We start from the raw sequence: 23,082 nt of genomic DNA, 5'->3' as shown, positions 1-23,082 counted from the left end.
GTGTTCGCCCGAGTTCCGGCGATTTCCGTGTCCGTACCAACTCCATGTCGCATACGTGCAGTTCAGGGCCGGGAGCCCGAACCTCTTTCACGGTACGCGGCACCGCGTCAGGGTGTGAGCAGTTCGTCACAGAGCGCACTGGAAGGTGTGACCCCCATGCACGACCACCCGGACGTCCAGGACTGCGCCGAGGAGCTGCGGGCCGCCCTCGCCGCCCACGGCATCACGCTGCCGTCCCTCGGCGTCGACCTGCCGACCTTCGCCGCCCGCTATCGCACCACGCCGCTCATCACGCTGGGCAACTGCAACCTGGCCACCGCGCGGGCCCTGCTCGACGCCCTGCGTAAGGGAGTTGCGTGATGCGGCCACCGCTCACCCTGGAGCTGCTCGCCACCCCGAAGGACGTGCCCGAGGTCCGCCGGGCCCTGCGTGCGTACATGGGCGGTCCCTGCGCCGATCTCCAGCTGTGCGCCAGCGAGCTGATCACCAACGTCGTCCGCCATCTCGGCGAGGGCGTCCCCGTGACCGTCCGTGTGGTCTGTGGGCAGGGCCGTACGCGACTGGAGGTCACCGACCCCGACCCCCGGGCCGTGCCTGTTCTGTGCAAGGCCGCAGACGATGGCGAGACCGGCCGCGGCCTCGCCCTGCTCGACGCCCTGACCCTGCGGTGGGGTGTGGAACAGGGCCCCCGCAGCAAGACCGTGTGGTGCGAACTGCCGGGCATTCATGCCGGTTCGCGAGGAATGGTCGTCGGCGTGATCGGAGGCTGATCGCTGCTGTACAGTCCGCGCGCCCCGCCGTGACGTAAGGAAGAGATCCATGCGAAGTCGTTTCAGGTGCGCTGCACTGGTTCTGCCGCTCGCCCTCTCGCTGGCCGCCTGCGGCGCGGCAGAGGAGGACGGGCCGGTGGAGTCGGCCGGGGCCGAGAGCCCTGAGGCGACGCAGTCCTCCGAGCAGGCCGAGGCGACGCCCGCGGCACCCGAGTCCCCGGAGGACTTCCTCGACCTCGCCGAGAAGGCGATGGCGGAGGAAGGCGCCTGGACCTTCTCCGTGCAGGGACAGGAAGGGCTGACGCTCCAGGGCCACAAGAGCGCCGCGACCTACCGTGCCACGGTCCGGCGCGGCATGGAGCCGGAGGCGCTGCACTCGCAGGGCGTCAGTACCAGCAGCAAGGGAACCAGGAAGAACGAGGAGATCTACGTCGTCGACGGCACGGCATACCTCAAGAAGGGCAGCGCGCCGTGGAAGAACGCGCCCACCTCCGACCCCGAGATGCAGAACAAGGTCGAGGACGCTGTCGCGGCCATCGAGGAGTTCCGGGAGTACGCGCAGGCCGCCGGTGACGAGATGACGCTGACCAAGAGGGACGGCACGATCGAGCTCCGTGTCGGCAGCGACAAGCAGAAGCTGACCGCCGTCCGGGACCGGGCCTGGGTGAAGAAGGCGCAGCGGGAGTTCGACCCCACCGCCGAGCAGCTCCGGGACGCCGGAATCCCGGTGAACGACGCTCAGTTGACGCTGTCCGGGCTGAAGGAGGTGCTGGTTCTGGACGGCAAGACGTACCGGATCAAGAGCCACCGGTTCGAGTTCGGCTTCCTCGTCCCGTACGCCGGTGGCCGGGACATCGCGTACGAGCAGGACGTACGGCAGGAGAACCAGGGCACGTTCGACGGGAAGATCGAGCTCCCCGCGGGCGTGGGCTGACCTCCGCCGTCACGGACAGCGCCGATGTACCCCTGGGGCACACAGCCATGGAGATCGTTGCCCTCACCGGCATGGCCGGTGTCTCCTTCGGACAGTGGTGCGCCCCGGTGCGGGTCGCGCGCGGTGTGCCCGACTCGGCGTTCCGGCGGGGCGCCGACTCCGCGCCCGTCACCCTGCACGGGGTCCGGCTGCTCGGACGACCCCGGCGCCTAAGGATTCGTCCGAAAGGTCCGTCGGCTCGCGTCTCGGCGTCGGCCTGATATAGAACCGGCCCACTTCGCCGTGCCGACCTCGGCCGTCGCGATTCCCCCATCAACCGAAGGGTTACTTCGTGCTGCCCTCGTCCCGTAGCTTCTCCGCCGTACTGGCTGCCACCGGCGCGATATTCCTGGTGTCGGCATGCGGGCACCAGGGCCAGGATGCCCCGGCCGCGGATGCCGCTGCAGCCACTGCCAAGAGCGTGACGTCGGACGTGCCCGGCTCGTCCGCATCCCCCAGCAGTTCCGCCTCGGCCTCGGTATCTGCTTCCCCCTCCGCCTCCGCCTCCGCGTCCGCTTCCGCGGCGCCGTCCGACAGCGCGAAGCCGGGGCCCGGCGGGTCCCGCACCGCGGCGGCCGGCGGTGCGGGGAAAGCTCAGGCAGCCCCGTCAGCCCATGCCCCGAACTTCCCCGTGCCGGTCGACGTGGGCAACGCCACCCAGCTCATCACCGTGAAGGCCGGCGGCTCGTACGCCACGGTGACGGCCTGGTCCAAGGGGTCGTCCGGCTGGAAGTCCGTCATCTCCGACAGCGGCCGGGTCGGCTCGAACGGCATTGTCGACGGCTCCACCCGCAGGCAGAGCACCTACACCACGCCATCGGGCACCTACACCATCACCGAGGGCTTCGGCGTCGAGTCCAGCGGCACGAGCATGCCGTACACGCGGGTCAACTCCAGCCACTGGTGGGTGGAGGACCCCGAGTCGAAGTTCTACAACCAGATGCACACCGAGGCCGGGGCCGACTTCCCGCTCACCGAGAGCGGCGAGCGGGGCAGTGAGCACCTCATCAACTACCCGACGCAGTACGCCAAGGCCCTGGTCATCAACTTCAACCGCTGGCCGGCCACACCGGGTCGGGGAGCCGGGATCTTCCTGCACGTCAACGGCAAGGGCGCGACCGCGGGTTGCGTATCCGTGCCGCGCTCCACCATGGACCGGATCATGGGCTGGATCCAGCCCGGCGCGCACCCGCGCATCGCCATCGGCTGACCCGTCGGCCGAAGGAGCCCGAACGTTGCCTGAACGGCGTGGTGGTCGACGACGCCTGAGCCGTGCCGATGGTTGTACGAGTGGCTCGAACTCGTCCGTGAGAACGAACACTTCCGCACTCCGTGATGATCTCCGCGCACCTGTCGCTTGGTCATACATGGATACCGACTTTGGAGTTCTGCCCAGTGCGGCCGACATGCGCGCGTACGTCGCCGGGGTCGTCGACCGGCTGACGGAGCGCAACCGGTTGCCGTTCGACTACTCCGTCGCCAGCCTGCGCCTCGTCGACTTCATGGTGGACGGGGTACGGCGCGGCCGTCCGCAGGTCGGGCAGGTTGCCGGGCTGCTCCAGGGGCTCGGGGCGTACACGGGAGAGGTGATCGTCCGGCGGGCCGGGGCGCATTGGGCGGACTTCGGGCCGGAGCAGCGGGAGCTGTTCGGGCAGCCGGTGGGTGTCCGGATGCCCGATGGCCGCGTGTGGAATCCGCTCGGCAAGGTCGTCAACCGCTTCGAGCTGGGCGGCCCGGAAGAGTCGGTGCAGCGCCTCTACCTCCTGCTGCACGGGCGGGCACGCAGGCCCATCGACCCGAGGGCCGCCTGCGGGCGGTGACGTTTCTCCGTCTCCGTACGCAGAGATGAAGGGGCATGTGCCGAAGGGCGCTGGTACGGAGAGGCAACTGTGGGGGCGTACGACGCGGAACTCGGGGCGGCCGTCGAGCGGGCGCAGCAGGGGGACGAGGACGCCTTCGCGACCGCGTACCGCCTGGTGCAGCCTGGGCTGATCGGCTACGTCCGAGGGCTCGTTGGCGACGATGCCGAGGACGTGGCCGCCGAGGCGTGGCTGGAGATCGCCCGTGACCTGAGCCGTTTCCGTGGCGACGGGGCGGGGTTCCGGGGCTGGACGGCGACGATTGCCCGGCACCGCGCCCTGGATCATCTGCGCAGGCAGAAGCGGCGCCCGCGCATCTCCTTACTGGAGCGGGATGTGCTGGAACTTCCGGACGGGCAGGACACGGCCGCCGCGGCGCTCGAAACGCTCTCCACCGAGCGCGCCCTCGAGTTGATCGGCAGCCTGCCGCGCGAGCAGTCGGAAGCGGTACTGCTGCGGGTGGTCGTCGGGCTCGACGGGCCTGCGGCCGCGCGGGTGCTGGGCAAGCGCCCCGGAGCCGTACGCACCGCGGCGTACCGGGGACTGAAAGGACTGGCGGAGCGACTGGCCAGGGCGTACGCCGAAGGATGAGAGATGAAACCCGAACGGGATGACCTCCGCACACCCGAACTCGACGCGTTGCTCGGGGCGGCGCGCCGCCCCGGCGTACTCGATCCGGCTGACGAGGAGCGGGCCCTCCGGGCGTTCCGCCTGGCGCGTGACGAGGGCGGCGTGCGTGCGGCACCGGTGCGGTGGCGGCGCAGCCGGGACGACTGGCGGCCCGGCGGTGAGCGGCACTGGGCGCGGGCGCTCAAGGCGCTGGTGGCGGGTGTTGCCGCGGCGGTGGCGCTGGGCGGGGTGGCGGTCGCGGCCGGGGAGGGGGCGATCCCGTCGCTGTTCGGGGGCGGCGCGGAGCCGAAGCCGGTACGGAGCGCGCCCACGGAACCCGGCGTTGAAGAGGACGGGGTCGGTGACCGGCGCGGTGAAGGAGCACCACAGAGCCCGGTGCGGCCCACTCGGTCGTCCGCGGGCGACGCTCCCCCCGGGCGTCCGGGCACGGCGCGGGACACAGCCGCGCACTGCCGTCAGTATCTGGCGGCTGTTTCGCGACGGGGTACGGCGTCCAGGGGCAAGGCCATCGCCGAACTGGAAGCGGCCGTCGGCGGCTCGGAGGGCGCACGGGCCTACTGTGAGCGGCTGTTGGCGGGTGAGATGAACGACACCTCGCCGAACCCTGCGGACGGGAAGCCCGCGAAGAGTGCGGAGAAGCCGGGGAAGCCATCGGACAAGCCGCAGAAGCCGGGGAAGCCGGGGAAGCCGGGGAGGTAGGACGCCGGGGCAGCCGTTCCGACGGCTCGGCCCCGCCGGACAGTCGCTCGCGGACGTGGAAGGACGACCGGGGCCGCCACCCCCCACAGGAGAGGCCCCGGTCGTCGCTCGCCAGGGCCGCGGAGCGGCCCCGTACTTCTCTCAGCGCCGAGCGTGCGTTTTCTGTCACACCTCGCTGTGTCAGCATGTTGTTGCGGGTTGTACAAAATGTGGACGCGGCTCGGTTGGAGGACGTAGCGTGCTGATTCGCGTACAGGGCGGCGCGGCAGTGGTGACCAGCTGCGATTCAGGACGGGTTGAGGGAGTGCTGGGGGACGACGCGGAGTTGACCGCCGCGGTGCTCGCGGCTCAGGACGGGGACGAGGACGCGTTCCGTGCTGTGTACCGCGCTGTGCACCCGCGGTTGCATGGATATGTCCGGACTCTGGTCGGCGATTCGGAGGCCGAGGACGTGGCCTCGGAGGCCTGGCTGCAGATCGCCCGCGACCTCGACCGGTTCAGCGGCGACGCGGACCGCTTCCGGGGCTGGGCCGCACGAATAGCCCGCAATCGCGCTCTCGACCACATACGTATGCGGGGCCGGCGCCCCGCCGTCGGCGGCGACGAGAGCGAACTCACCGGGATGCCCGCCGAGTCGGACACCGCGGACCAGGCCATGGAGGCCCTCGCCACCGGCCACACCATGGAACTCATCGCCCAGCTGCCGCAGGACCAGGCCGAGGCCGTCGTACTGCGCGTCGTGGTCGGCCTCGACGCGAAGAGCGCGGCCAAGACGCTCGGCAAGCGGCCGGGTGCCGTACGGACAGCGGCGCACCGCGGCCTGAAGCGGCTGGCCGAGCTGCTGGGGGCGGATGGTTCGGACGGTGCGGGCTTCGCGGACGTCGCGGACCTGGACAATCTCCGTACGGGCGCGGCGGATCTCGGCGGCGTACCGCCGCAGCGAGGCCCCCGACCGGGCTCGACGGCACCCGCCGGTGTGACGCATTCACGCCTGCGGACGCAGAAGGACATGTGATGGCCGACGAGCGGTACGAGTGGCTTGACAAGGATGCTGCGGAGCGACTGCTGCGGGGCGAACCGGTCGAAGCCGCCGATGAACACGCCCGTATCCAGGCCGCGCGACTCTCCCGTGCGCTGGAGGGCGTGGGCCGGGCCGACTACTCCACCGACGGCGAGATGCCGGGCGAGGCCGCCGCACTGGCCGCCTTCCGCAAGGCCAGGGCCGACGCCGCCGCGCCCGCCGGCGACGCCATCGGCACCGTACGACTCGCTCGCTCCACCCGCTCGGCGCCCGGACTGCGCTTCGGGCGTCCGGTGCGCTTCGGCATCGCCGCCGCGGTGGCCGGCTGCGCGCTCGGCGGAGTGGCGGTCGCGGCCGGCACCGGCATGCTGCCCGGCCCCTTCAGCAACGACGATCCGCTGCCCGCGTCCTCCATCTCGGCCGCCGCGACTCCCGGGCCACTGGTCTCGGAGTTGCCGACCGGCGGCGGACCGGACTCCCCGTCGCAGACCCCGGGCGGGATCAGTACGCCGCCGGTGTCGCCGTCGCCGAGCGGCGGGCCCGGTCCGCATCCGGACCAGGCGAACGGCGGGAAGCCGGACGACGACGGCAAGCAGCAGGGCGACGCCGGCAAGAAGAGGAGCGACCGGAACGCCGAGTGGTACCGCAGGACGGCCGAGGCATGCCGCGACTACCGCAGCGGCCGTATCGCCCCGGAGCGCAAGCGGCGACTGGAGGCGACGGCCAAGGGGCCGGAGCGTGTGGAGCGGTTCTGCGACCGGGTGCTCAGCGGCGACATCAAAACCACCCCGGACGGCAGCGGCGACGGCGACGGAGGTGACGACGGCGGTGACGGACAGAGCAACGGCGGCTCCGACTCGGACGACGGCCGGCCGGGCGGCGGATCGCTGCCGCCCGTGTCCTGGTCGCCTCTGCCCGCCGCTTCCCCGACCGTCCCCTCCGTGAGCACTCGCTGAGCCTCGCCCCAGATTGACCTGCGGCCGGTCTGACCTGCGTTTTCTCCACCGTTGCCGGTATCGGATCAACCAGGTGTGACGTTTTTTGAGCCGACGGCGCAGTAGAGAGTGAGCCGACTGGTCATCGGCCGCGCTCGAGCCGGGGTTCCCCCCGTACCTACGGCTTGGCGCACATGGCGCGGGCGGGACACGTTCCCCCGGTCCCGCCCGCGCCACTCTTCCTTCTCGACTCTCACCAGTAGATGACGACCTTGTCGCCGCTGTGGACCTGCGCGAAGAGCGAGGCGATCTTCCCCTTGTCCCGGACATTGACGCAGCCGTGTGACGCGCCGTTGTAGCCGCGGGCCGCGAAGTCCGAGGAGTAGTGCACCGCCTGGCCGCCGCTGAAGAACATCGCGTACGGCATGGACGTGTGGTAGATCGTCGAGACGTGGTCCTTGGACTTCTGGAACACGCGGAAGGTGCCCTCACGGGTCGGCGTGTACTGCGAGCCGAAGCGCACATCCATCGTCGACTGCACCTTGCCGTCGATCACCCAGGAGAGCGTGCGGGTGGACTTGCTGACGCACATCACCCGGCCCGTCGTGCAGCGCGGGTCCAGTTTTGCCGCCGGCTTGTTGACGGTCTTGCCGTTCAGCTCGTCGCGCGTCGGCTCCGTCGTCATACCGAGCAGCTTCTGCCACGTCACGGTGTCCGTGTCGCCGGTCGTGGGCAGACCGCGCTTGCCCTGGAAGCCCTTGACGGAAGCGACCGTCACGGGACCGTAGGTGCCGGACGGCCTGTCGTCGAACCAGCCGATCTGCGCGAGCCTGGCCTGCAGCTCGCGCACCTGCTTGCCCTTCGAGCCGTTGGCCATCAGCACCTCGGCGGGCTTGCTGGGCCTGGCGGTCGTCTCCTTCGGCTTCGGCGTGGCCGAGTCCGCCCCGGACGGCGTCGCCGTGCCGGCCTGTGCGGGCGCCGAGCTGCCCGGTTTGGCGTCGGCCCGGGCCGGCCGCTCGGTCGCGGCCTGCGCCGTGCAGCCCGCGGTCACGGCAAGCACCGCGGCCGCGGCAAGTGATCTGCGTATGACGGAATTCCGAACCATGTTCGCCCCCCTGTATTCCCTGTGTCTCCAGAGACAGATTCCCGCCCTGCCTGGTTGCGCAATCCCGCGCATCATGGGGAACAAGCGGTGGAAGAGGCTGTGAGCAAGGTCCCAGGGTGCGGCTCTCCACCCGTCGAGGACCCGCCGCTACAGTCCGACGCGAGGATCGGTTACCAGCGAGTAGCTCTAGTGGGAGGCACACAACCATGGCGCGCGAGTCCGAGTCGGGACTGCCCATCGAGCCGGTCTACGGACCGGGTGCACTGGACGGCTGGGATCCGGCCGAGAAGCTGGGCGAGCCCGGTTCGTACCCCTTCACCCGCGGCGTCTACCCGACGATGTACACCGGCCGTCCCTGGACGATGCGCCAGTACGCGGGCTTCGGCACCGCCGTCGAGTCCAACGCCCGCTACAAGCAGCTCATCGCCAACGGCACGATGGGCCTGTCCGTCGCCTTCGATCTGCCCACCCAGATGGGTCACGACTCGGACGCGGCGATCGCGAGCGGCGAGGTCGGCAAGGTCGGCGTCGCCATCGACTCGCTCGACGACATGCGGGTGCTGTTCGACGGCATCCCGCTGGACAAGGTCTCCACGTCGATGACGATCAACGCCCCGGCCGCGCTGCTTCTGCTGCTCTACCAGCTCGTCGGCGAGGAGCAGGGCGTCCCCGCGGACAAGCTCACCGGCACCATCCAGAACGATGTGCTCAAGGAGTACATCGCCCGCGGCACGTACATCTTCCCGCCCAAGCCCTCGCTCCGGCTGATCGCCGACATCTTCAAGTACTGCAAGACCGAGATCCCGAAGTGGAACACCATCTCGATCTCCGGCTACCACATGGCGGAGGCCGGCGCCTCGCCCGCGCAGGAGATCGCCTTCACGCTCGCGGACGGCATCGAGTACGTCCGTACGGCCGTGGCCGCCGGCATGGACGTCGACGACTTCGCGCCGCGCCTTTCCTTCTTCTTCGTCTCGCGTACGACGATCCTGGAAGAGGTGGCCAAGTTCCGTGCCGCGCGCCGCATCTGGGCCCGGATCATGCGGGACGAGTTCGGCGCGAGGAACCCCAAGTCGCTGATGCTGCGGTTCCACACGCAGACGGCCGGTGTGCAGCTGACCGCGCAGCAGCCCGAGGTGAACCTGGTGCGCGTGGCCGTTCAGGGGCTCGCGGCGGTGCTCGGCGGTACGCAGTCGCTGCACACCAACTCCTTTGACGAGGCGATCGCGCTCCCGACGGACAAGTCGGCGCGGCTCGCCCTGCGTACCCAGCAGGTCCTGGCGTACGAGACCGATGTCACCGCCACCGTGGACCCGTTCGCGGGCAGTTATGTCGTCGAGAAGATGACGGACGACGTGGAGGCGGCGGCGCTGGCGCTGATGGAACGGGTCGAGGACCTGGGCGGCGCGGTCAACGCCATCGAGCACGGCTTCCAGAAGAACGAGATCGAGCGCAGCGCGTACCGCATCGCGCAGGAGACCGACAGCGGCGAGCGGGTCGTCGTCGGCGTCAACCGCTACACGCTGGACGCGGAGGAGCCGTACGAGCCGCTGCGGGTCGACCCTGCCATCGAGGCGCAGCAGGCGGACCGGCTGGCGAAGCTGCGGGCCGAGCGCGACCAGGGGGCGGTCGACGCGGCACTCGCGGCGCTGCGGAAGGCCGCGGAGGGCACGGACAACGTCCTCTACCCGATGAAGGACGCGCTGAAGGCGCGGGCGACGGTGGGCGAGGTGTGCGACGCGCTGCGCGCGGTGTGGGGCACATACGTCCCGACCGACGCCTTCTGAGCGGCTCGTTCCGTTCTGTTCCGTGATGCGGAACGCAAAGGCGGAGTGTCGTGCCCATGTGCGACACTCCGCCTCATGCTGGGTGTTACCGATCTGCCGACCTATCTCGCGGGCCTTGTCCTGATCGTTCTGCTGCCGGGGCCGAACTCGCTGTACGTGCTCTCGGTCGCCGCCCGTCGTGGTGTGCGTACGGGATACAAGGCCGCCGCCGGTGTGTGGTGCGGCGATACCGTGCTGATGGTGCTCTCCGCGGCGGGCGTCGCCTCGCTGCTCCAGGGCAACGCCGTGCTCTTCGGGATCGTGAAGTTCGCCGGCGCCGGCTATCTGACCTGGCTGGCGATCGGGATGCTGCGTGCGGCCTGGTCGCTGTGGCGCACCCGCCGTGAGCTGACCGCCGAGCAGGCGGCCCCGGCCGAGGGATCCGCCGCCGAGCGGCCGTTCCGCAAGGCTTTTGTGATCAGCCTGTTCAACCCGAAGGCGATCCTCTTCTTCATCGCCTTCTTCGTGCAGTTCGTCGATCCCGAGTACGCCTATCCGGCGCTCTCCTTCGTGGTGCTCGGCGTGCTCGCCCAGCTGGCGAGCTTCCTCTATCTCACCCTGCTGATCTTCACCGGGACGCATCTGGCGGCGGCATTCCGCCGTCGCAAGCTGCTGTCGGCGGGTGCGACGTCGGCGGCCGGCGCGCTGTTCCTGGGCTTCGCGGTGAAGCTCTCGCTCAGCAGCACCTGACCAGGTACTCGGCGAGGCCGGACATGTCCTCGCCCGCCCAGCCGACGTAGCCGTCGGGCCGAACAAGGAAAAGACCCTTCCCGTACGGCTCGTACGCCTCGATCCGGTGTGTGTGCACCAGCTCGTCGTCGAGTACGGGCAGTTCGGCGTCCGTGCCGACCGCGAGCAGCGTGAAGTGCGGGCCGCGGAAGAGGTCGAAGATCCGCCGTCCGCCGGGCAGCGGACCGTCCGGGGCGCGGTCGCCCGCCTCCAGTGCGCCCGCGCCGCCGGAGGCGAGCGGGCCGCCGCGGTAGCCCAGCCCCAGCTGCATGGTGGCCGCGCCGCGCTGCTCCTCACCGCGGTGGATACGGGTGGAGAGGCCGAGCATCTGTGCGGCGACGGGCAGCCGCTCCTGCTCGTAGGTGTCCAGGAGCGCCTCGAGTGCGCCGTGGCGCAGCACCTGGCCGAGCTTCCAGCCGAGGTTGTACACGTCCTGGACGCTGGTGTTGAGGCCCTGTCCGCCGGCGGGGGAGTGGACATGGGCGGCGTCGCCCGCGAGGAACACGCGCCCTTCGCGGAACCGGTCGGCCATGGCCGCGCGCGGCCGGAAGTCCGAGGCCCACAGCACCTCGGTGACCTCTTCCTCGGCCAGATGGGTGCGGGCGGCGATCAGCTTCCGTACGCCCGAGGGCGAGGTGTCGGGCTCGCCCTCCACGAACTGGCCGACGGCCTGGAAGTCGTCGGTCCCCGGCAGCGGGCAGACGGCGAAATAGCCGGCGCTGCCGCCCGGGAAGACATGCCAGTTGAGGCGGTCGAGCGTGGGGATGCGGACATCGGCGACCAGCACCGGGGCCGGGTCGACGCTCTCGCCGTTCATCGCGATGGAGAGGATCCTGCGGACCGTGCTGCGGCCGCCGTCCGCCGCGACCGCGTAGGCCGCGCGGATCGTCGATGTTCCAGTCGTCGATGTGTCTGCCGTCGCTGCCGTCCCTGTCGAGAGCTGGGCCGTCACTCCGTACGCGTCCTGGCTGAGCCCCGTCAGGGCCGTACCGAAAGAGACTTCGCCGCCGAGCTCTCTCAGGCGCACGTACAGGATCTGCTGGGTGCGCCACTGCGGGAGCAGCCAGGGCTCGCCGTACGGCTCCGTGTCCGTGGGCCCGGGGCGCTCGAACATGTCGTGCTCGCCCTGGCGGCTGCCGTCCTGCCAGACCATGCCGACCGGAGCCCTGCCGCCCGAGGCGAGCACCGCGTCCACGACGCCGAGGTCGTCGAAGACCTCCATGGTGCGGGGCTGGATGCCCTTGCCGCGCGAGCCGGGGAAGAGCGTGTCCGACTGCTCGACGACGAGGGCGCGTACACCGCGGCGGGCCAGATCGCAGGCGAGGGCGAGCCCGGTGGGCCCGGCCCCGACGATCAGGACGTCGGTCTCCGTGCCGGGGCCAGTTTCCTTAACGCTGTTAAGTGCCATTCCGGGAGGGTGTCCTTAACGTTGTTAAGTTGTCAAGGGCGACGGGTAGGTTGGCACCGTGGCTACGGAACGACTCGACCGGATCCGGGTGGCGCGCACCGCCCTGCGCCTGCTCAACGAAGTAGGACTCGAAGGGCTGACGCTGCGCGCCATCGCCAAGGAGCTCGACGTCAAGGCGCCGGCCCTGTACTGGCACTTCAAGGACAAGCAGGCGCTGCTCGACGAGATGGCGACCGAGATGGTCCGGCGCATGGCGGCCGACCTGCTGGCGGCGGAACCGGCTGCCGACTGGCGCGAGAGCCTCGCCGGGGCCATGCGCGGGCTGCGCGAGCATCTGCTGCGCTATCGCGACGGCGCCAAGGTCTACAGCGGCACGCGCTTCACCGACAACAGTTACGCCGCCCCGATGGAGGCGCATCTGCGCATCCTCACCGGTGCGGGCTTCACGCCGGGCGCGGCGGCCCGCGCCTGGTTCACCGCGTACAGCTACACGATCGGCTATGTGATCGAGGAGCAGTCGATGGGGCCCGACCCGGCGACCGGGGCGGAGGGGTACGACCTGGTGGCCCGGGCCGAGCGGCTGGCGGAGTACCCCCTCGCCGTGGCGGTGGGCGAGGAGGTCTTCGCAGACCATGAGGCGGCGTTCGAGGCGGGGCTCGCGGCGGTGGTGGCGGGCATCGAGCAGGTGCTGCTGAGCTGCAATGCAGCCCCTCCGGCGATGGAGGAGCGGGGTTTGGGGCGGAGCCCCAACGGGAGCCTCGCCGGCGATTGAGGCGCGGGGCCCGGGGCAGAGCCCCAGGGGTCACCCGAGCCGCGGAGCCCCAGGGGTCACCCGAGCCGCGGAGCCCCAGGGGTCACCCGAGCGCCACCCGCTTGAGGCGGCGCGCCCTCCGCACCACCCGGCGTACCGTCGCATTGCGCGGCACCGGGATGCCGCCCGGCAGCCCGAGCACCGTCAGCCTGCGGCGCTTGAAGTAGCGCCAGGTGCGGTTGTTGAGGTTGCGGCCGAGATAGCTCTCCGCCGCCGCCCGCAGATCCGGCCGCAGCTGCGGCTGCATCGCGAAGCCGACCGCGCTGACCAGGCCGGTCAGTATGTCGTCGGCCTCCTTGGGCGCACCGGCCGCGCCGTCGGCGAGATCCGGCAGCAGCGCGTCGACGATCGTCAGCGGCACCCGGTTGCTGTTCTGGTACGGCGTGAGCCGGTCCAGGAGCGGTTCCGTGCCGATACGGGCCACGGGAATGCCGTAGAACGTGCTCGCCGTGAACAGCGCGGTCGAGAAGCAGCCGGCCACCAGCGCGGGGCGCAGCCGGCGGTAGAGCACCTCGGCGATCAACGGCCGGTCCAGGACGGTCAGTTCCGCCTCCAGCGCCGCCGCCTCGCGCTCCAGCGTGCGCGTCCAGGAGGCCGGCGCGGTGGGATGCGGCTTGAAGACGATCCGGCGGTGGCCCAGCGCGACCGCGCCCCGCACCATCCGGACATGGAGGGCCTCCTCCTCCGCGGGCGTGATGATGCCCAGCGTCGCGAGATACTGGCCCAGCAGCAGCACCGGGCCCTCGCCCGCGTCGGACACCGCGTCGGACGCCGGGTCCGTCACCCCGTCGGAGAGCTCGGCGACGACCTTGACGAAGGCCTCCGTCGGAACGATCTGCGGCTCGGCCCCGAACTCCGCGAGCAGCAACGGCTTCAGGCCCGGCACCAGATCCAGATGGAACAGCCTGCGCACGCGCTCGCCGACCAGCGGGTCGATCTTGTTGCGGGTGGGGCCGTAGCTCATCAGCCCGTCCGCGTAGACATCGAGCGCCGCGTCCGGGAAGAGCTGTGCGACGGCGAGCGCCGGATTGACCTGGATGGACTCGACGGCCAGCTCGATCCGGTCGTCACCGAGGTCCCAGAGCAGCCGCAGATGGCGCTCCCACAGCGGCGCGTCGTCCGGCCGCGGGGCCCAGCCGCCCGGGTGGAAAGGGGAGATGGCCTCGTTCCAGGAGAGCACGCCGTCGAAGCGGCCGCGCAGTTGCTCGAAGCCCGGCATCTCGTCCAGCGCCGGCGAGGTCTCCGGCGTCGAAGCGTTGTTGGCGACCAGCAGCAGCCGCCGGTCCGCGGGCGCGATGCAGCCACTGTCCAACGCAGCGGCGAGCGTGGCGGCCCCGTACAGCGAGGACGCGAGGAAGATCTGGGTCGTACGCATCAGGCCGCGGCCTCCGCGGAGAGAGGGGCGGGGCGGCGACGCAGCCTGCGCAGCCGCGACGCACGCTCGATGTCCATCGAGTCGAGCGCGTCCTTCAGAACATCCTGCGGCATCCGCCTCAGCGCCGCCGCACTCATCGCACGCAATTTCCGCGCCACAGGCGGTTCGAACCTCTCCACTGATCCCAAGTGGTGCGAAATAACCGCGCAGTAGGTGCGTACGGCTTTTGGCAGCAGTCGTTCGGAATCCGGATCCTTCGCCGTTTCTTCGATCACCTGGTCGAATGCGCGAATGAAATCGAGTTGCCGGATGTCTCCGATCTGAGTGAGCGAAGAAGCCACTCCGCGCCGGTAGAAGATTCCGAGCTCGCTGATCGCCGCGAAGGATTCCGCCTCGCGGTGCAGCCGCCAGATCCACGGGCGGTCCTCGGCGGTGCGCAGCCCGTGCGTGAAGTGCAGCAGTCCGCGCTCCGCGAGCCGCCGGTGGTACATCCCGGCCCAGGCCATCGGGTAGTCGACGCCGGTGGAGCGGTCGGCGGGCAGGATCGCGTCGCGCGGCCGCAGCACCTCGCCGCGCCGGCCGACCGGGACGCGATGGACCGTGCGGGCCCTGGCCGTGCACTGCACATGGTCCGTACGGACGAAGTCGCAGCCCAGGTCCTCGATGGCGGCGAGCAGCCGCTCGTAGTGGCCGGGGGCCAGCCAGTCGTCGCCGTCGAGGAAGGTGAGGTACTCCCCGGTCGCGGCGTCGAGGCCGGTGTTGCGTGCGGTGGCGAGCCCGCCGTTCTGTTCATGTCTGATCAGGCGAACCCCCGGAACCTCTCGCTCCGCGCGCTCGAGGATCTCCGGTGTCCCGTCCGTCGAACAGTCGTCGACAAGCAGGAACTCGAAGTCCTCGCGGGCGTTCGCCTGGAGGCTTCTGAGGGTGTCGGGTGCGTATGTCTGCACGTTGTAGAACGGCACGATGACGGAGAGCTTAACCACCCGGGTGACGCTATGGCCGGCACCCGGCATTCGTACTGAAGCCGGGAGAGATGACAGGTGAACGCAGAGCGGCGACTTTGTTAACCAGGTTGATTCATCGGCCTTATCGCCAACCGTAGATGCTCTGTTAACCAGCTGTTGCGGTCGAGTTGGGCCGTCAAACGGAATGCCTTTCTAACGTCCTCGGCGTGCCATCAAGTACCAGCGAGGCCGTACGGGTCGCCGTACTCGCCGACTCCGACACCCGGTGGAAATGGGGTGCGCTCACCGCGCGCCGTATCGCCGCGCACGACGTCCCGCGCCACTCGTCGGGTTCCGCCGGCTCATCGGATGCGGCCGACGCCGTTGATTCCGCGGACTCCGTCGAGCTGAGCGGCTTTCTGCTGCGCGGCCGGGCCACCCCCACGGCCCGCCAGCTCGCCGAGGTCGGTGTGCGCGCCGACGAGCTGCGCGAGGTGACCGGGAACGAGTTCCTGCGGGCGATGAAGGACGAGCAGTACGACGTGGTCGTACTCGCCCTCGTCGGTGGCGCGGTCCAGGCCATGCTGCACGGGTTCGCCGCACTCCGGCTGCCCCGCCGGCCCGTCGTCGTCACCGGCTATGTCGGCGTCGTCTACGAGAAGCTCGCCGACGGGCTCCTGCTGCGGCACGGCGCGGACGTCGTCCTCGCCAACTCCCGCCACGACGCGGACCGTTTCCGCGCGGTGTACGAGGGAGTGGGCGCCGACGCCTCGTCCGTCACCGAGGCGGCGCTGCCCTTCCTCGGCGGCGCGCCCTACGAGGCACAGAACGGCCGCGACACCGTCGTCTTCGCCGCTCAGCCCTCGGTGCCCGAATCCCGCGCCGACCGCAGCTATCTGCTGCGCCGCCTGGTCGAGCACGCCCGCCTCCACCCGAGCCGCGAGGTGCTGCTGAAGCTGCGCTCCAAGCCGGGCGAGCACACCACGCACCTCGAAGAGCTCCCGTACCAGAAGCTCGCCGACAAGCTGCCGGGCGGACTGCCGCCCAACTTCAAGCTGGTCTACGGGCATATGGGCGACGTCCTCGACCGCACCGACCTGCTGGTCACCGTCTCCTCCACCGCCGCGCTCGAATCGCTGCACCGGAGCATCCCCACCGCGGTCCTCACCGACCTCGGTGTGCGCGAGGCGCTCGGCAACCACCACTTCCTCGGCTCCGGGCTGCTGACCTCCTGGGACCGGCTCGACGGCGGCCACCGCCCCGCGCCGGACCCCGACTGGCTGGTCAGGCAGGGCGTGGCCGCAGACGGCGCGTACGACACGGCCTTCGACGCGGCCCGCAAGCGCGTCGCCGAACTGCTGCAGAGCCCCGCACTCCCGCCGCTCGCGCCGTACTACACGCCCGCCACCGCACCGGGCTATCTCCCCGGCATCCTCGCCCGCCACCACCTCGGCCCCGACGGCACTCCGCTGCCGGGCGCGGCCCCGGCCGCCGAGATCACCGGCGTACGGCGTGTGGTGCGCGACGCGATACGGAACGCGGCGCGCGGCGCGTACCGCCACGGCGTGCAGCGCGTCGCCCCGATCATCCGCCGGATGGGCGAGCTGTGACCCGCACGCGTCCCGGTGCCTCACCTCAACTCCCGTACTCAGGAGCGCAGATGACCGTACTCGCCGTGATCCCCGCCCGTGGCGGCTCCAAAGGCGTTCCGGCGAAGAACCTGGCCCCCGTGGGCGGAGTGCCGCTCGTCGCGCGCGCCGTGCGCGAGAGCCTTGCCGCACCGCACGTCACCGATGTCGTGGTCTCCACGGACGACCCGGACATCGCGGAGGCGGCCCGGCACGCGGGCGCCGAAGTGGTGCTGCGGCCGGCCGCGATCGCGGGGGACACCGCGACCAGCGAGGCGGCCGTGCTGCACGCGATGGACGCGTACGAGGCGATGCACAGCACGTCGGTGGACGTGGTCCTGCTCATCCAGTGCACCAGTCCCTTCCTGGCGCGCGAAGACGTCGAGGGTGTGGCGGCCGCGGTTCTCGAAGGCGGCGCGGACAGCGCGGTGACCGTCGCCCCCTTCCACGGTTTCGTCTGGCGCGAGGAGGACACGTCGCCCGCATCGGAGTCGGCCGCCATCGGCGCCCAGCGCGTCGGCGGCGCCACCGCGCTGCTCGTCGACACCGACCGCACCTCCGGCTACGGCGTCAACCACGACGCGTCCTTCCGGCCGCGTCGCCAGGACCGGCCGCAGGACTTCCTGGAGACCGGGGCCGCGTACGCCATGTCCGCCACCGGATTCCGCGAGGCCGGCCACCGGTTCTTCGGCCGTACCGCGCTCGTACGGACCGACCCCGCGCGCGTCCTGGAGGTCGACGACCCGCACGACCTGGCCAGGGCCCGCGCGCTGGCGCCCCTGCTCGACACCCCCGCGCTGCCCACCCGCGAGGACATCGACGCCGTAGTGCTCGACTTCGACGGCACCCAGACCGACGACCGGGTGCTCATCGACGCCGACGGGCGCGAGATCGTCGCCGTGCACCGCGGCGACGGCCTCGGCATCGCCCATCTGCGCAGGTCGGGCCTGGAACTGCTGATCCTGTCCACCGAGCAGAACCCCGTCGTCGCCGCCCGCGCCCGCAAGCTCCGGGTCCCCGTCCTGCACGGCATCGACCGCAAGGACCTCGCGCTGAAGCAGTGGTGCGAGGAGCAGGGGATCGCGCCGGAGCGGGTGCTCTACGTCGGCAACGACGTCAACGACCTCCCGTGCTTCCACCTCGTCGGCTGGCCCGTGGCCGTCGCGAGTGCGCACGGCTCCGTACGTGCCGCCGCGCGTGCCGTCACCACCACGCCCGGCGGCGAGGGGGCGATCCGAGAGATCGCCGCCTGGCTCCTCGGCCCGACGCTCAACACCCCCGAAAACACCCCTGAAAACACCCCTCAAGACACCACAGGCACCTCTGTCACCCCTGCCACCTCCCACAACTCCCCCGAGAAGTAAGGAACCACCCCTCATGAGCACGTCCCGTCTGCGCACCCTCGGCACCAAGACCGCGGGCCCCGGTCACCCCGTCTACGTCACGGGTGAGATCGGCATCAACCACAACGGCGACCTGCACAACGCCTTCGCGCTCATCGATGCCGCCGCCGACGCCGGCTGTGACGCGGTCAAGTTCCAGAAGCGCACCCCGGAGATCTGCACCCCGCGCGACCAGTGGGACATAGAGCGCGACACCCCCTGGGGCCGGATGACGTACATCGACTACCGCCACCGCGTGGAGTTCGGTGAGGACGAGTACCGCCAGATCGACGAGCACTGCAAGAAGCGCGGCATCGACTGGTTCGCGTCGCCGTGGGACACCGAGGCCGTCGCCTTCCTGGAGAAGTTCGACGTCCCCGCCCACAAGGTGGCCTCCGCTTCGCTGACCGACGACGAGCTGCTGCGCTCCCTGCGCGCCACGGGCAAGACGGTCATCCTCTCCACCGGCATGTCCACGCCGAAGCAGATCCGGCACGCGGTGGAGGTGCTCGGCAGCGACAACATCCTGCTCTGCCACGCCACCTCGACGTACCCGGCGAAGGCCGAGGAGCTCAACCTCCGCGTCATCAACAGCCTCCAGGCCGAGTACCCGAACGTCCCGATCGGCTACAGCGGCCACGAGACCGGCCTACAGACCACCCTCGCCGCGGTCGCACTCGGCGCCGCCTTCGTCGAGCGCCACATCACTCTCGACCGCGCCATGTGGGGCTCCGACCAGGCGGCCTCCGTCGAGCCGGGCGGCCTGCAGCGCCTGGTCCGCGACATCCGCACCATCGAGACCGCGCTCGGCGACGGCGTCAAGAAGGTCTACGAGTCCGAGCTCGCCCCGATGAAGAAGCTGCGCCGGGTCGCGGGTGTCGTCGCCGAGGCCGGCGACCGTGAGCCGGCCGCGGTCTGACATGCCTGCTGCCGTGCTGTGCCTTCCCGGGGGCCGTGGCCCCCGAAAGCCGCTCCGCGGCGGGCTCCCGGACCACCAGCAGGCCGGCCGGCAGGCCTGCCCGGCATCACGAGGTGAACTTCAGTGAATCTCGCCTTCGTCGAGAGTCCGGTCCAGCTCCTGAACGTCCTGGAGTGGGCCCACGCACGGCCGGGCGCGCCGCCGACGCTGCCGGGTGTCCCGGCACAGCCGGCGGGCCGGACAGGGACAGGCCTGGCAGGGACAGACCGGACCGCGTCGCCGGGGGCCGGGACGTCCTGGGCCCCCACCGAGCTCACCGTCGTCGTCCTGTCGCCGACCGACCCCATGTCGCGGGGCCAGCTGCGCCGGATGGCGGAGCTGGCCCGCGACGAGGGGTACACGGTGCGCTGGCAGGAGGCACGCGGTGGGGCGGGTGCGCCGCTGAAGACGCTGCGCCGGCTGGGCCCGATGCTGCACCGCGCCGAGCGCATCGTCATAGGGGACCCGTTCTCCCGGTACGTACAGCTGCTGCTGACCCTCGTCCGCAGCAAGGATCTGACCGTGGTCGACGACGGCACGGCCACCATGGAGTTTGTCGCCCAGCTGGCGCGCGGCGAGAAGCTGGTGCGCTGGCACCGGCGCGGCAGGCGGGGCCCCCGCGAACTGGTCCTCGCGCCGGTCACCTTTCTGGCGCGGCGCCGGCTCACCCCGTCCAGGACCCGCAAGGTCGAGGTCTTCACCTCGATGCCGGTCGAGCCGCCGCCCGGCGTCACGGTCACGGCCAACCGGTTCGCCTGGACCCGCTCCCGCTTCGGCCCGCCCAGGATCACTCGGGGCGCCGACCTCGTCGGCACATCTCTCGTGGAGACGGGCGTCGTCGACCCGGACCAGTATGTGGAGGCCGTCGGCGCCCTGGCCCGTACGCACGGCGCCACCCGCTACTTCGCACACCGCCGCGAGAGCTCGGAGAAACTCCACCGCCTCGCCGTCGAGACCGGCCTGGAGATCGTCCGCCCGGATCTGCCGCTGGAACTGATCGCCCGCCGCGGCCCCATCGGCGGCACGGTCCTCAGCTTCCCGTCCACCGTGGTCCACACGCTCCCACTCGCCCTCGCGGGCACGGGCGTCAAAGTCGCGGTCTGTGACATCGCCCCGGAGTGGCTCAGGGACAGCGCATCCCCGCGGGCCCAGGGCTTCCTGGCCGGGGTGACGGGGACGGCCCGGGATGTGCATCGGCTGCCCGCTCCGGCGTGAGCGGCGCGCACTGCGGCGGCCGGCACCGTGCTGCGGCTCGGTTCCCCCGGAATCCCTTTCTTCGGGGATCGCCGGTTGACTCCCGGTCGAGAAGAGGAGTGAGCTTACCCACAGGGGTGGACAACCATGCACCTCGCGGCCACCTTTCCTCACCCTATCGGGCTGATCTTTTGTTGATCAGTGGTCAGTCGGGGCATGCCTGGGCCTACTCTTCAACAGGTGAACCAACTGATGTCCCGCGATTCCGAAGCCGAGCAGCCCGGCGAGGTGCTGCCCGGCACGCTGTCCGAGTCCTTGCGCGCTGAACTGATCGAGTTCCGCCGCGACTTGCACATGCACCCGGAGCTCGGCAACCAGGAGTTCCGTACCACCGCCGTGCTCAAGGCCCGCCTCGAGCAGGCCGGCCTCGAGCCCCGGGTGCTCGCCACCGGTACCGGGCTCATCTGTGACATCGGCTCCTGGGACGGCGTACGTCCCTTGTTCGCGATCCGCGCCGACATCGACGCGCTGCCCATCCCGGACACCAAGACCGGCGTGCCCTACCGCTCCACCGTTCCGGACCGGGCGCACGCCTGCGGGCACGATGTGCACACCACCACCGTCCTGGGCGCCGGGCTCGTCCTCGCCGAGCTCGACCGGCAGGGGCTGCTTCCGCAGCCGGTCCGGCTGATCTTCCAGCCCGCCGAGGAGGTGCTGCCCGGTGGCGCGTCCGACGCCATCGAGTCCGGCGTACTGGACGGCGTCGGCAAGATCATCGCGGTGCACTGCGACCCCAAGGTCGACGCCGGAGTCATCGGGCTGCGGCCGGGCCCCATCACCTCCGCCTGCGACCGGCTCGAGATCACCCTCGACGGCCCCGGCGGCCACACCGCCCGCCCGCATCTGACCACTGACCTGGTCACCGCCGTCGCGAAGGTCGCCACCGAGGTTCCGGCCCTGCTCGCCCGCCGGGTCGACGCCCGCTCCGGGCTCGCCGTCACCTGGGGCCGCATCGAGGCCGGTCACGCCTGCAACGTCATCCCGCAGCACGCCGAACTGTCCGGCACCGTGCGCTGCCTGGATCTGCCCGGCTGGCGCGCCGCCCCCGATCTGGTGCATGCCGCGATCGACGAGATCGCGACGCTGCACCGGGCCAAGTCGCAGATCAACTACATCCGCGGAGTCCCGCCGGTGGTCAACGATCCGGTCGTGACCGAGCTGCTGCGCGACGCGCAGACCGCGCGCCGGGGACCGTACGCCGTAGAGGACACCGAACAGAGTCTGGGCGGCGAGGACTTCTCCTGGTACCTGGAGCACGTCCCGGGCGCGATGGCGCGGCTCGGCGTCCGGGCGCCCGGTGACACCGCCCGGCGTGATCTGCACCGCGGTGACTTCGACGCCGACGAGCGCGCGATCGCGGTCGGCGTGGAGCTGTTCACGGCGGCCGCGTTGCTGGACGGGCAGCGCAGCTGAGGAGACGTCGCCCGGCCCTGTATTGGGGCCGGGCGACTCACCGACATGGGTGTACGTTGAAATGTCGGGTCGCTACGGCGCGCGCGGCTCGTGGCTTGTTCGCGACGATCCGATAACGACTGATGAACAGGTCTTTAACTGACATCTACGCGCGTTACGATCGCCGCAAAACCAGCGCCGGAAGAGGCGCTCTCGGTCAGTCTTGAAGGGACCCTCCTCTTGCGCCGGATCACCAGAATCGCCACCGTGGGCATTGCGTCCGCGGCTCTCGCACTCACCGCCACCGCGTGTGGCGGAAAGACGTCTTCGGACGCCGGTTCCGCCAAGGACAGCGCCGCTATCGCGTACGACATCGGTGGTCGCGGCGACCAGTCCTTCAATGACGCCGCCTACGCCGGTCTGGCGAAGGCGGAGAAGGAACTCAAGGTCAAGGGCAGCGAGGACGAGCCCACCGAGGGTGAGTCGGACGCCGACAAGGTTCAGCGGCTCACCGAGCTCGCCCGCGCCGGCAACAACCCGGTCATCGGTGTCGGCTTCTCCTACGCCCCGGCCATCAAGAAGGTCGCGCCGAAGTTCCCGAAGACCACCTTCGGCATCATCGATGACACCTCGGTCACCGGTAAGAACATCGCCAACATGGTCTTCAACGAGGAGCAGGGCTCGTACCTCGCCGGCGTCGCCGCCGCCAAGGCCACCAAGACCAACAAGGTCGGCTTCATCGGTGGCGTCGAGGTTCCGCTGATCAAGAAGTTCGAGGCGGGCTTCGCTCAGGGCGTCAAGGACACCAACCCCAAGGTCACGGTGCTCAAGCAGTACCTGACGCAGCCGCCGAACTTCGACGGCTTCTCCAAGCCCGACCTCGGCAAGGCCGCTGCCCAGGGCCAGCTCGACAAGGGCGCCGACGTGATCTACCACGCCGCGGGTCTCGCGGGCTCCGGCTCGATCGAGGCTGCCGCCACGGCCGGCAAGTGGGCCATCGGCGTGGACTCGGACCAGTACAACCAGGCCGGTCTGGCCAAGTACAAGGCGAAGATCCTCACCTCGGTGACCAAGGACGTCTCCGACGCGGTCTTCAACCTGATCAAGTCCGTGAAGGACGGCAAGCCGCAGTCCGGCGAGGTCCGTTACGGTCTCGACAAGGACGGTGTCGGCCTGGCCGACTCCAACCCCGAGTACAAGAAGATGACGGACCTCACCGCCGCTGTGGAGAAGGCGAAGAAGGGCATCATCGACGGCACGATCACGGTCAAGACCACGCCGTAAGGCCGTTGGCCACGACGTGAGTCCCGGGGGCCCGGGAAGGCAGGCGCTGCCGCCTTTCCTGGCCCTCGGGCCGTATTTCGCACCACATCTTTTACGATT

At 70.5% G+C, this 23,082-nt stretch carries 24 protein-coding genes; 19 read left to right on the top strand and 5 right to left on the bottom strand.

Going from position 1 to position 23,082, the window contains the following annotated elements:
* Positions 1-156: 156 nt before the first annotated feature.
* The 4 genes from ACFWDI_RS14480 to ACFWDI_RS14465 are packed head-to-tail and all read left to right on the top strand — an operon-like array spanning position 157 to position 1,964.
* Positions 157-360, top strand: coding sequence for a hypothetical protein (locus ACFWDI_RS14480; RefSeq protein WP_360871641.1), 204 nt, complete (start codon positions 157-159; stop codon positions 358-360).
* Positions 360-770 (top strand): ATP-binding protein, encoded by a 411-nt coding sequence (locus ACFWDI_RS14475; protein WP_385303875.1) that lies wholly within the window; start codon positions 360-362, stop codon positions 768-770. Before ACFWDI_RS14480 ends, ACFWDI_RS14475 begins: the two co-directional genes overlap by 1 nt.
* Positions 771-819: 49 nt before the next feature.
* Positions 820-1,704 (top strand): hypothetical protein, encoded by an 885-nt coding sequence (locus tag ACFWDI_RS14470; RefSeq protein ID WP_385303872.1) that lies wholly within the window; start codon positions 820-822, stop codon positions 1,702-1,704.
* Positions 1,705-1,751: 47 nt separating this feature from the next.
* Entirely contained in the window at positions 1,752-1,964 is a 213-nt protein-coding gene (locus tag ACFWDI_RS14465; protein WP_385303871.1) for a hypothetical protein, read from the top strand.
* A 64-nt stretch (positions 1,965-2,028) separates the two neighbouring features.
* On the opposite strand, the gene ACFWDI_RS14460 is transcribed toward ACFWDI_RS14465, so the two are convergent.
* On the bottom strand, positions 2,029-2,310 hold the full coding sequence (locus ACFWDI_RS14460; protein WP_385303869.1) for a hypothetical protein: 282 nt from the start codon (positions 2,308-2,310) through the stop codon (positions 2,029-2,031).
* A 64-nt stretch (positions 2,311-2,374) separates the two neighbouring features.
* On the opposite strand from ACFWDI_RS14460, the gene ACFWDI_RS14455 reads away from it, so the two are divergent.
* From ACFWDI_RS14455 to ACFWDI_RS14430, 6 genes are all read left to right on the top strand, one after another.
* Positions 2,375-2,953, top strand: coding sequence for a L,D-transpeptidase (locus ACFWDI_RS14455; protein WP_385303867.1), 579 nt, complete (start codon positions 2,375-2,377; stop codon positions 2,951-2,953).
* Between the two features lie 157 nt (positions 2,954-3,110).
* A complete protein-coding gene (locus ACFWDI_RS14450) occupies positions 3,111-3,563 on the top strand; it encodes a hypothetical protein (RefSeq protein WP_385303865.1) in 453 nt (150 codons plus the stop codon).
* Between the two features lie 69 nt (positions 3,564-3,632).
* Entirely contained in the window at positions 3,633-4,193 is a 561-nt protein-coding gene (locus ACFWDI_RS14445) for an RNA polymerase sigma factor (protein ID WP_385303863.1), read from the top strand.
* Positions 4,194-4,196: 3 nt separating this feature from the next.
* Positions 4,197-4,931: a hypothetical protein gene (locus tag ACFWDI_RS14440; RefSeq protein ID WP_385303861.1), complete on the top strand. Its 735-nt coding sequence runs from the start codon at positions 4,197-4,199 to the stop codon at positions 4,929-4,931.
* 304 nt (positions 4,932-5,235) lie between these two features.
* Positions 5,236-5,946, top strand: coding sequence for an RNA polymerase sigma factor (locus ACFWDI_RS14435; protein ID WP_385304089.1), 711 nt, complete (start codon positions 5,236-5,238; stop codon positions 5,944-5,946).
* Complete coding sequence (locus ACFWDI_RS14430) at positions 5,946-6,908, top strand: hypothetical protein (RefSeq protein ID WP_385303860.1); 963 nt, start codon at positions 5,946-5,948, stop codon at positions 6,906-6,908. Before ACFWDI_RS14435 ends, ACFWDI_RS14430 begins: the two co-directional genes overlap by 1 nt.
* Before the next feature lie 232 nt (positions 6,909-7,140).
* Here the strand turns inward: ACFWDI_RS14430 and ACFWDI_RS14425 are convergent, their stop codons facing one another.
* Entirely contained in the window at positions 7,141-7,992 is an 852-nt protein-coding gene (locus ACFWDI_RS14425) for a L,D-transpeptidase family protein (RefSeq protein ID WP_385303859.1), read from the bottom strand.
* A gap of 206 nt (positions 7,993-8,198) precedes the next feature.
* Here ACFWDI_RS14425 and ACFWDI_RS14420 point away from each other — a divergent pair, with 206 nt between their 5' ends.
* The gene (locus ACFWDI_RS14420; RefSeq protein ID WP_385303858.1) at positions 8,199-9,779 is read left to right on the top strand and encodes a methylmalonyl-CoA mutase; all 1,581 of its coding nucleotides are present in this window, start codon (positions 8,199-8,201) and stop codon (positions 9,777-9,779) included.
* A gap of 75 nt (positions 9,780-9,854) precedes the next feature.
* Positions 9,855-10,508, top strand: a complete 654-nt coding sequence (gene leuE / locus ACFWDI_RS14415) for a leucine efflux protein LeuE (RefSeq protein ID WP_385303857.1) — start codon at positions 9,855-9,857, stop codon at positions 10,506-10,508.
* Here leuE and ACFWDI_RS14410 read toward each other — a convergent pair.
* Entirely contained in the window at positions 10,495-11,955 is a 1,461-nt protein-coding gene (locus tag ACFWDI_RS14410; RefSeq protein ID WP_385303854.1) for an FAD-dependent monooxygenase, read from the bottom strand. The two genes, leuE and ACFWDI_RS14410, sit on opposite strands and share 14 nt — an antisense overlap.
* A 58-nt stretch (positions 11,956-12,013) precedes the next feature.
* Here ACFWDI_RS14410 and ACFWDI_RS14405 point away from each other — a divergent pair, with 58 nt between their 5' ends.
* Positions 12,014-12,727 (top strand): TetR/AcrR family transcriptional regulator C-terminal domain-containing protein, encoded by a 714-nt coding sequence (locus ACFWDI_RS14405; protein WP_385303852.1) that lies wholly within the window; start codon positions 12,014-12,016, stop codon positions 12,725-12,727.
* Between the two features lie 82 nt (positions 12,728-12,809).
* Here ACFWDI_RS14405 and ACFWDI_RS14400 read toward each other — a convergent pair whose 3' ends face one another.
* On the bottom strand, positions 12,810-14,141 hold the full coding sequence (locus ACFWDI_RS14400; RefSeq protein ID WP_385303850.1) for a polysialyltransferase family glycosyltransferase: 1,332 nt from the start codon (positions 14,139-14,141) through the stop codon (positions 12,810-12,812).
* Complete coding sequence (locus ACFWDI_RS14395) at positions 14,141-15,124, bottom strand: glycosyltransferase family 2 protein (RefSeq protein ID WP_385303848.1); 984 nt, start codon at positions 15,122-15,124, stop codon at positions 14,141-14,143. The genes ACFWDI_RS14400 and ACFWDI_RS14395 overlap by 1 nt, the downstream gene beginning before the upstream one ends.
* Before the next feature lie 188 nt (positions 15,125-15,312).
* Here ACFWDI_RS14395 and ACFWDI_RS14390 point away from each other — a divergent pair, with 188 nt between their 5' ends.
* From ACFWDI_RS14390 to ACFWDI_RS14365, 6 genes are all read left to right on the top strand, one after another.
* Complete coding sequence (locus ACFWDI_RS14390) at positions 15,313-16,695, top strand: DUF6716 putative glycosyltransferase (RefSeq protein WP_385303847.1); 1,383 nt, start codon at positions 15,313-15,315, stop codon at positions 16,693-16,695.
* 50 nt (positions 16,696-16,745) lie between these two features.
* A complete protein-coding gene (locus ACFWDI_RS14385; RefSeq protein ID WP_385303845.1) occupies positions 16,746-18,077 on the top strand; it encodes a cytidylyltransferase domain-containing protein in 1,332 nt (443 codons plus the stop codon).
* 13 nt (positions 18,078-18,090) lie between these two features.
* Entirely contained in the window at positions 18,091-19,014 is a 924-nt protein-coding gene (locus ACFWDI_RS14380; RefSeq protein ID WP_385303844.1) for an N-acetylneuraminate synthase family protein, read from the top strand.
* 123 nt (positions 19,015-19,137) lie between these two features.
* Entirely contained in the window at positions 19,138-20,268 is a 1,131-nt protein-coding gene (locus ACFWDI_RS14375; RefSeq protein ID WP_385303842.1) for a hypothetical protein, read from the top strand.
* A gap of 231 nt (positions 20,269-20,499) precedes the next feature.
* Positions 20,500-21,720: an amidohydrolase gene (locus ACFWDI_RS14370; protein ID WP_385304087.1), complete on the top strand. Its 1,221-nt coding sequence runs from the start codon at positions 20,500-20,502 to the stop codon at positions 21,718-21,720.
* 219 nt (positions 21,721-21,939) lie between these two features.
* The gene (locus ACFWDI_RS14365; RefSeq protein ID WP_385303841.1) at positions 21,940-22,983 is read left to right on the top strand and encodes a BMP family protein; all 1,044 of its coding nucleotides are present in this window, start codon (positions 21,940-21,942) and stop codon (positions 22,981-22,983) included.
* Positions 22,984-23,082: the final 99 nt, after the last annotated feature.

The sequence above is a fragment of the Streptomyces sp. NPDC060064 genome, assembly GCF_042736455.1.
GTDB lineage: Bacteria > Actinomycetota > Actinomycetes > Streptomycetales > Streptomycetaceae > Streptomyces.
Note: the sequence above shows the minus strand (reverse complement) of the source record. Positions and strands in the feature narration are given on the sequence as shown.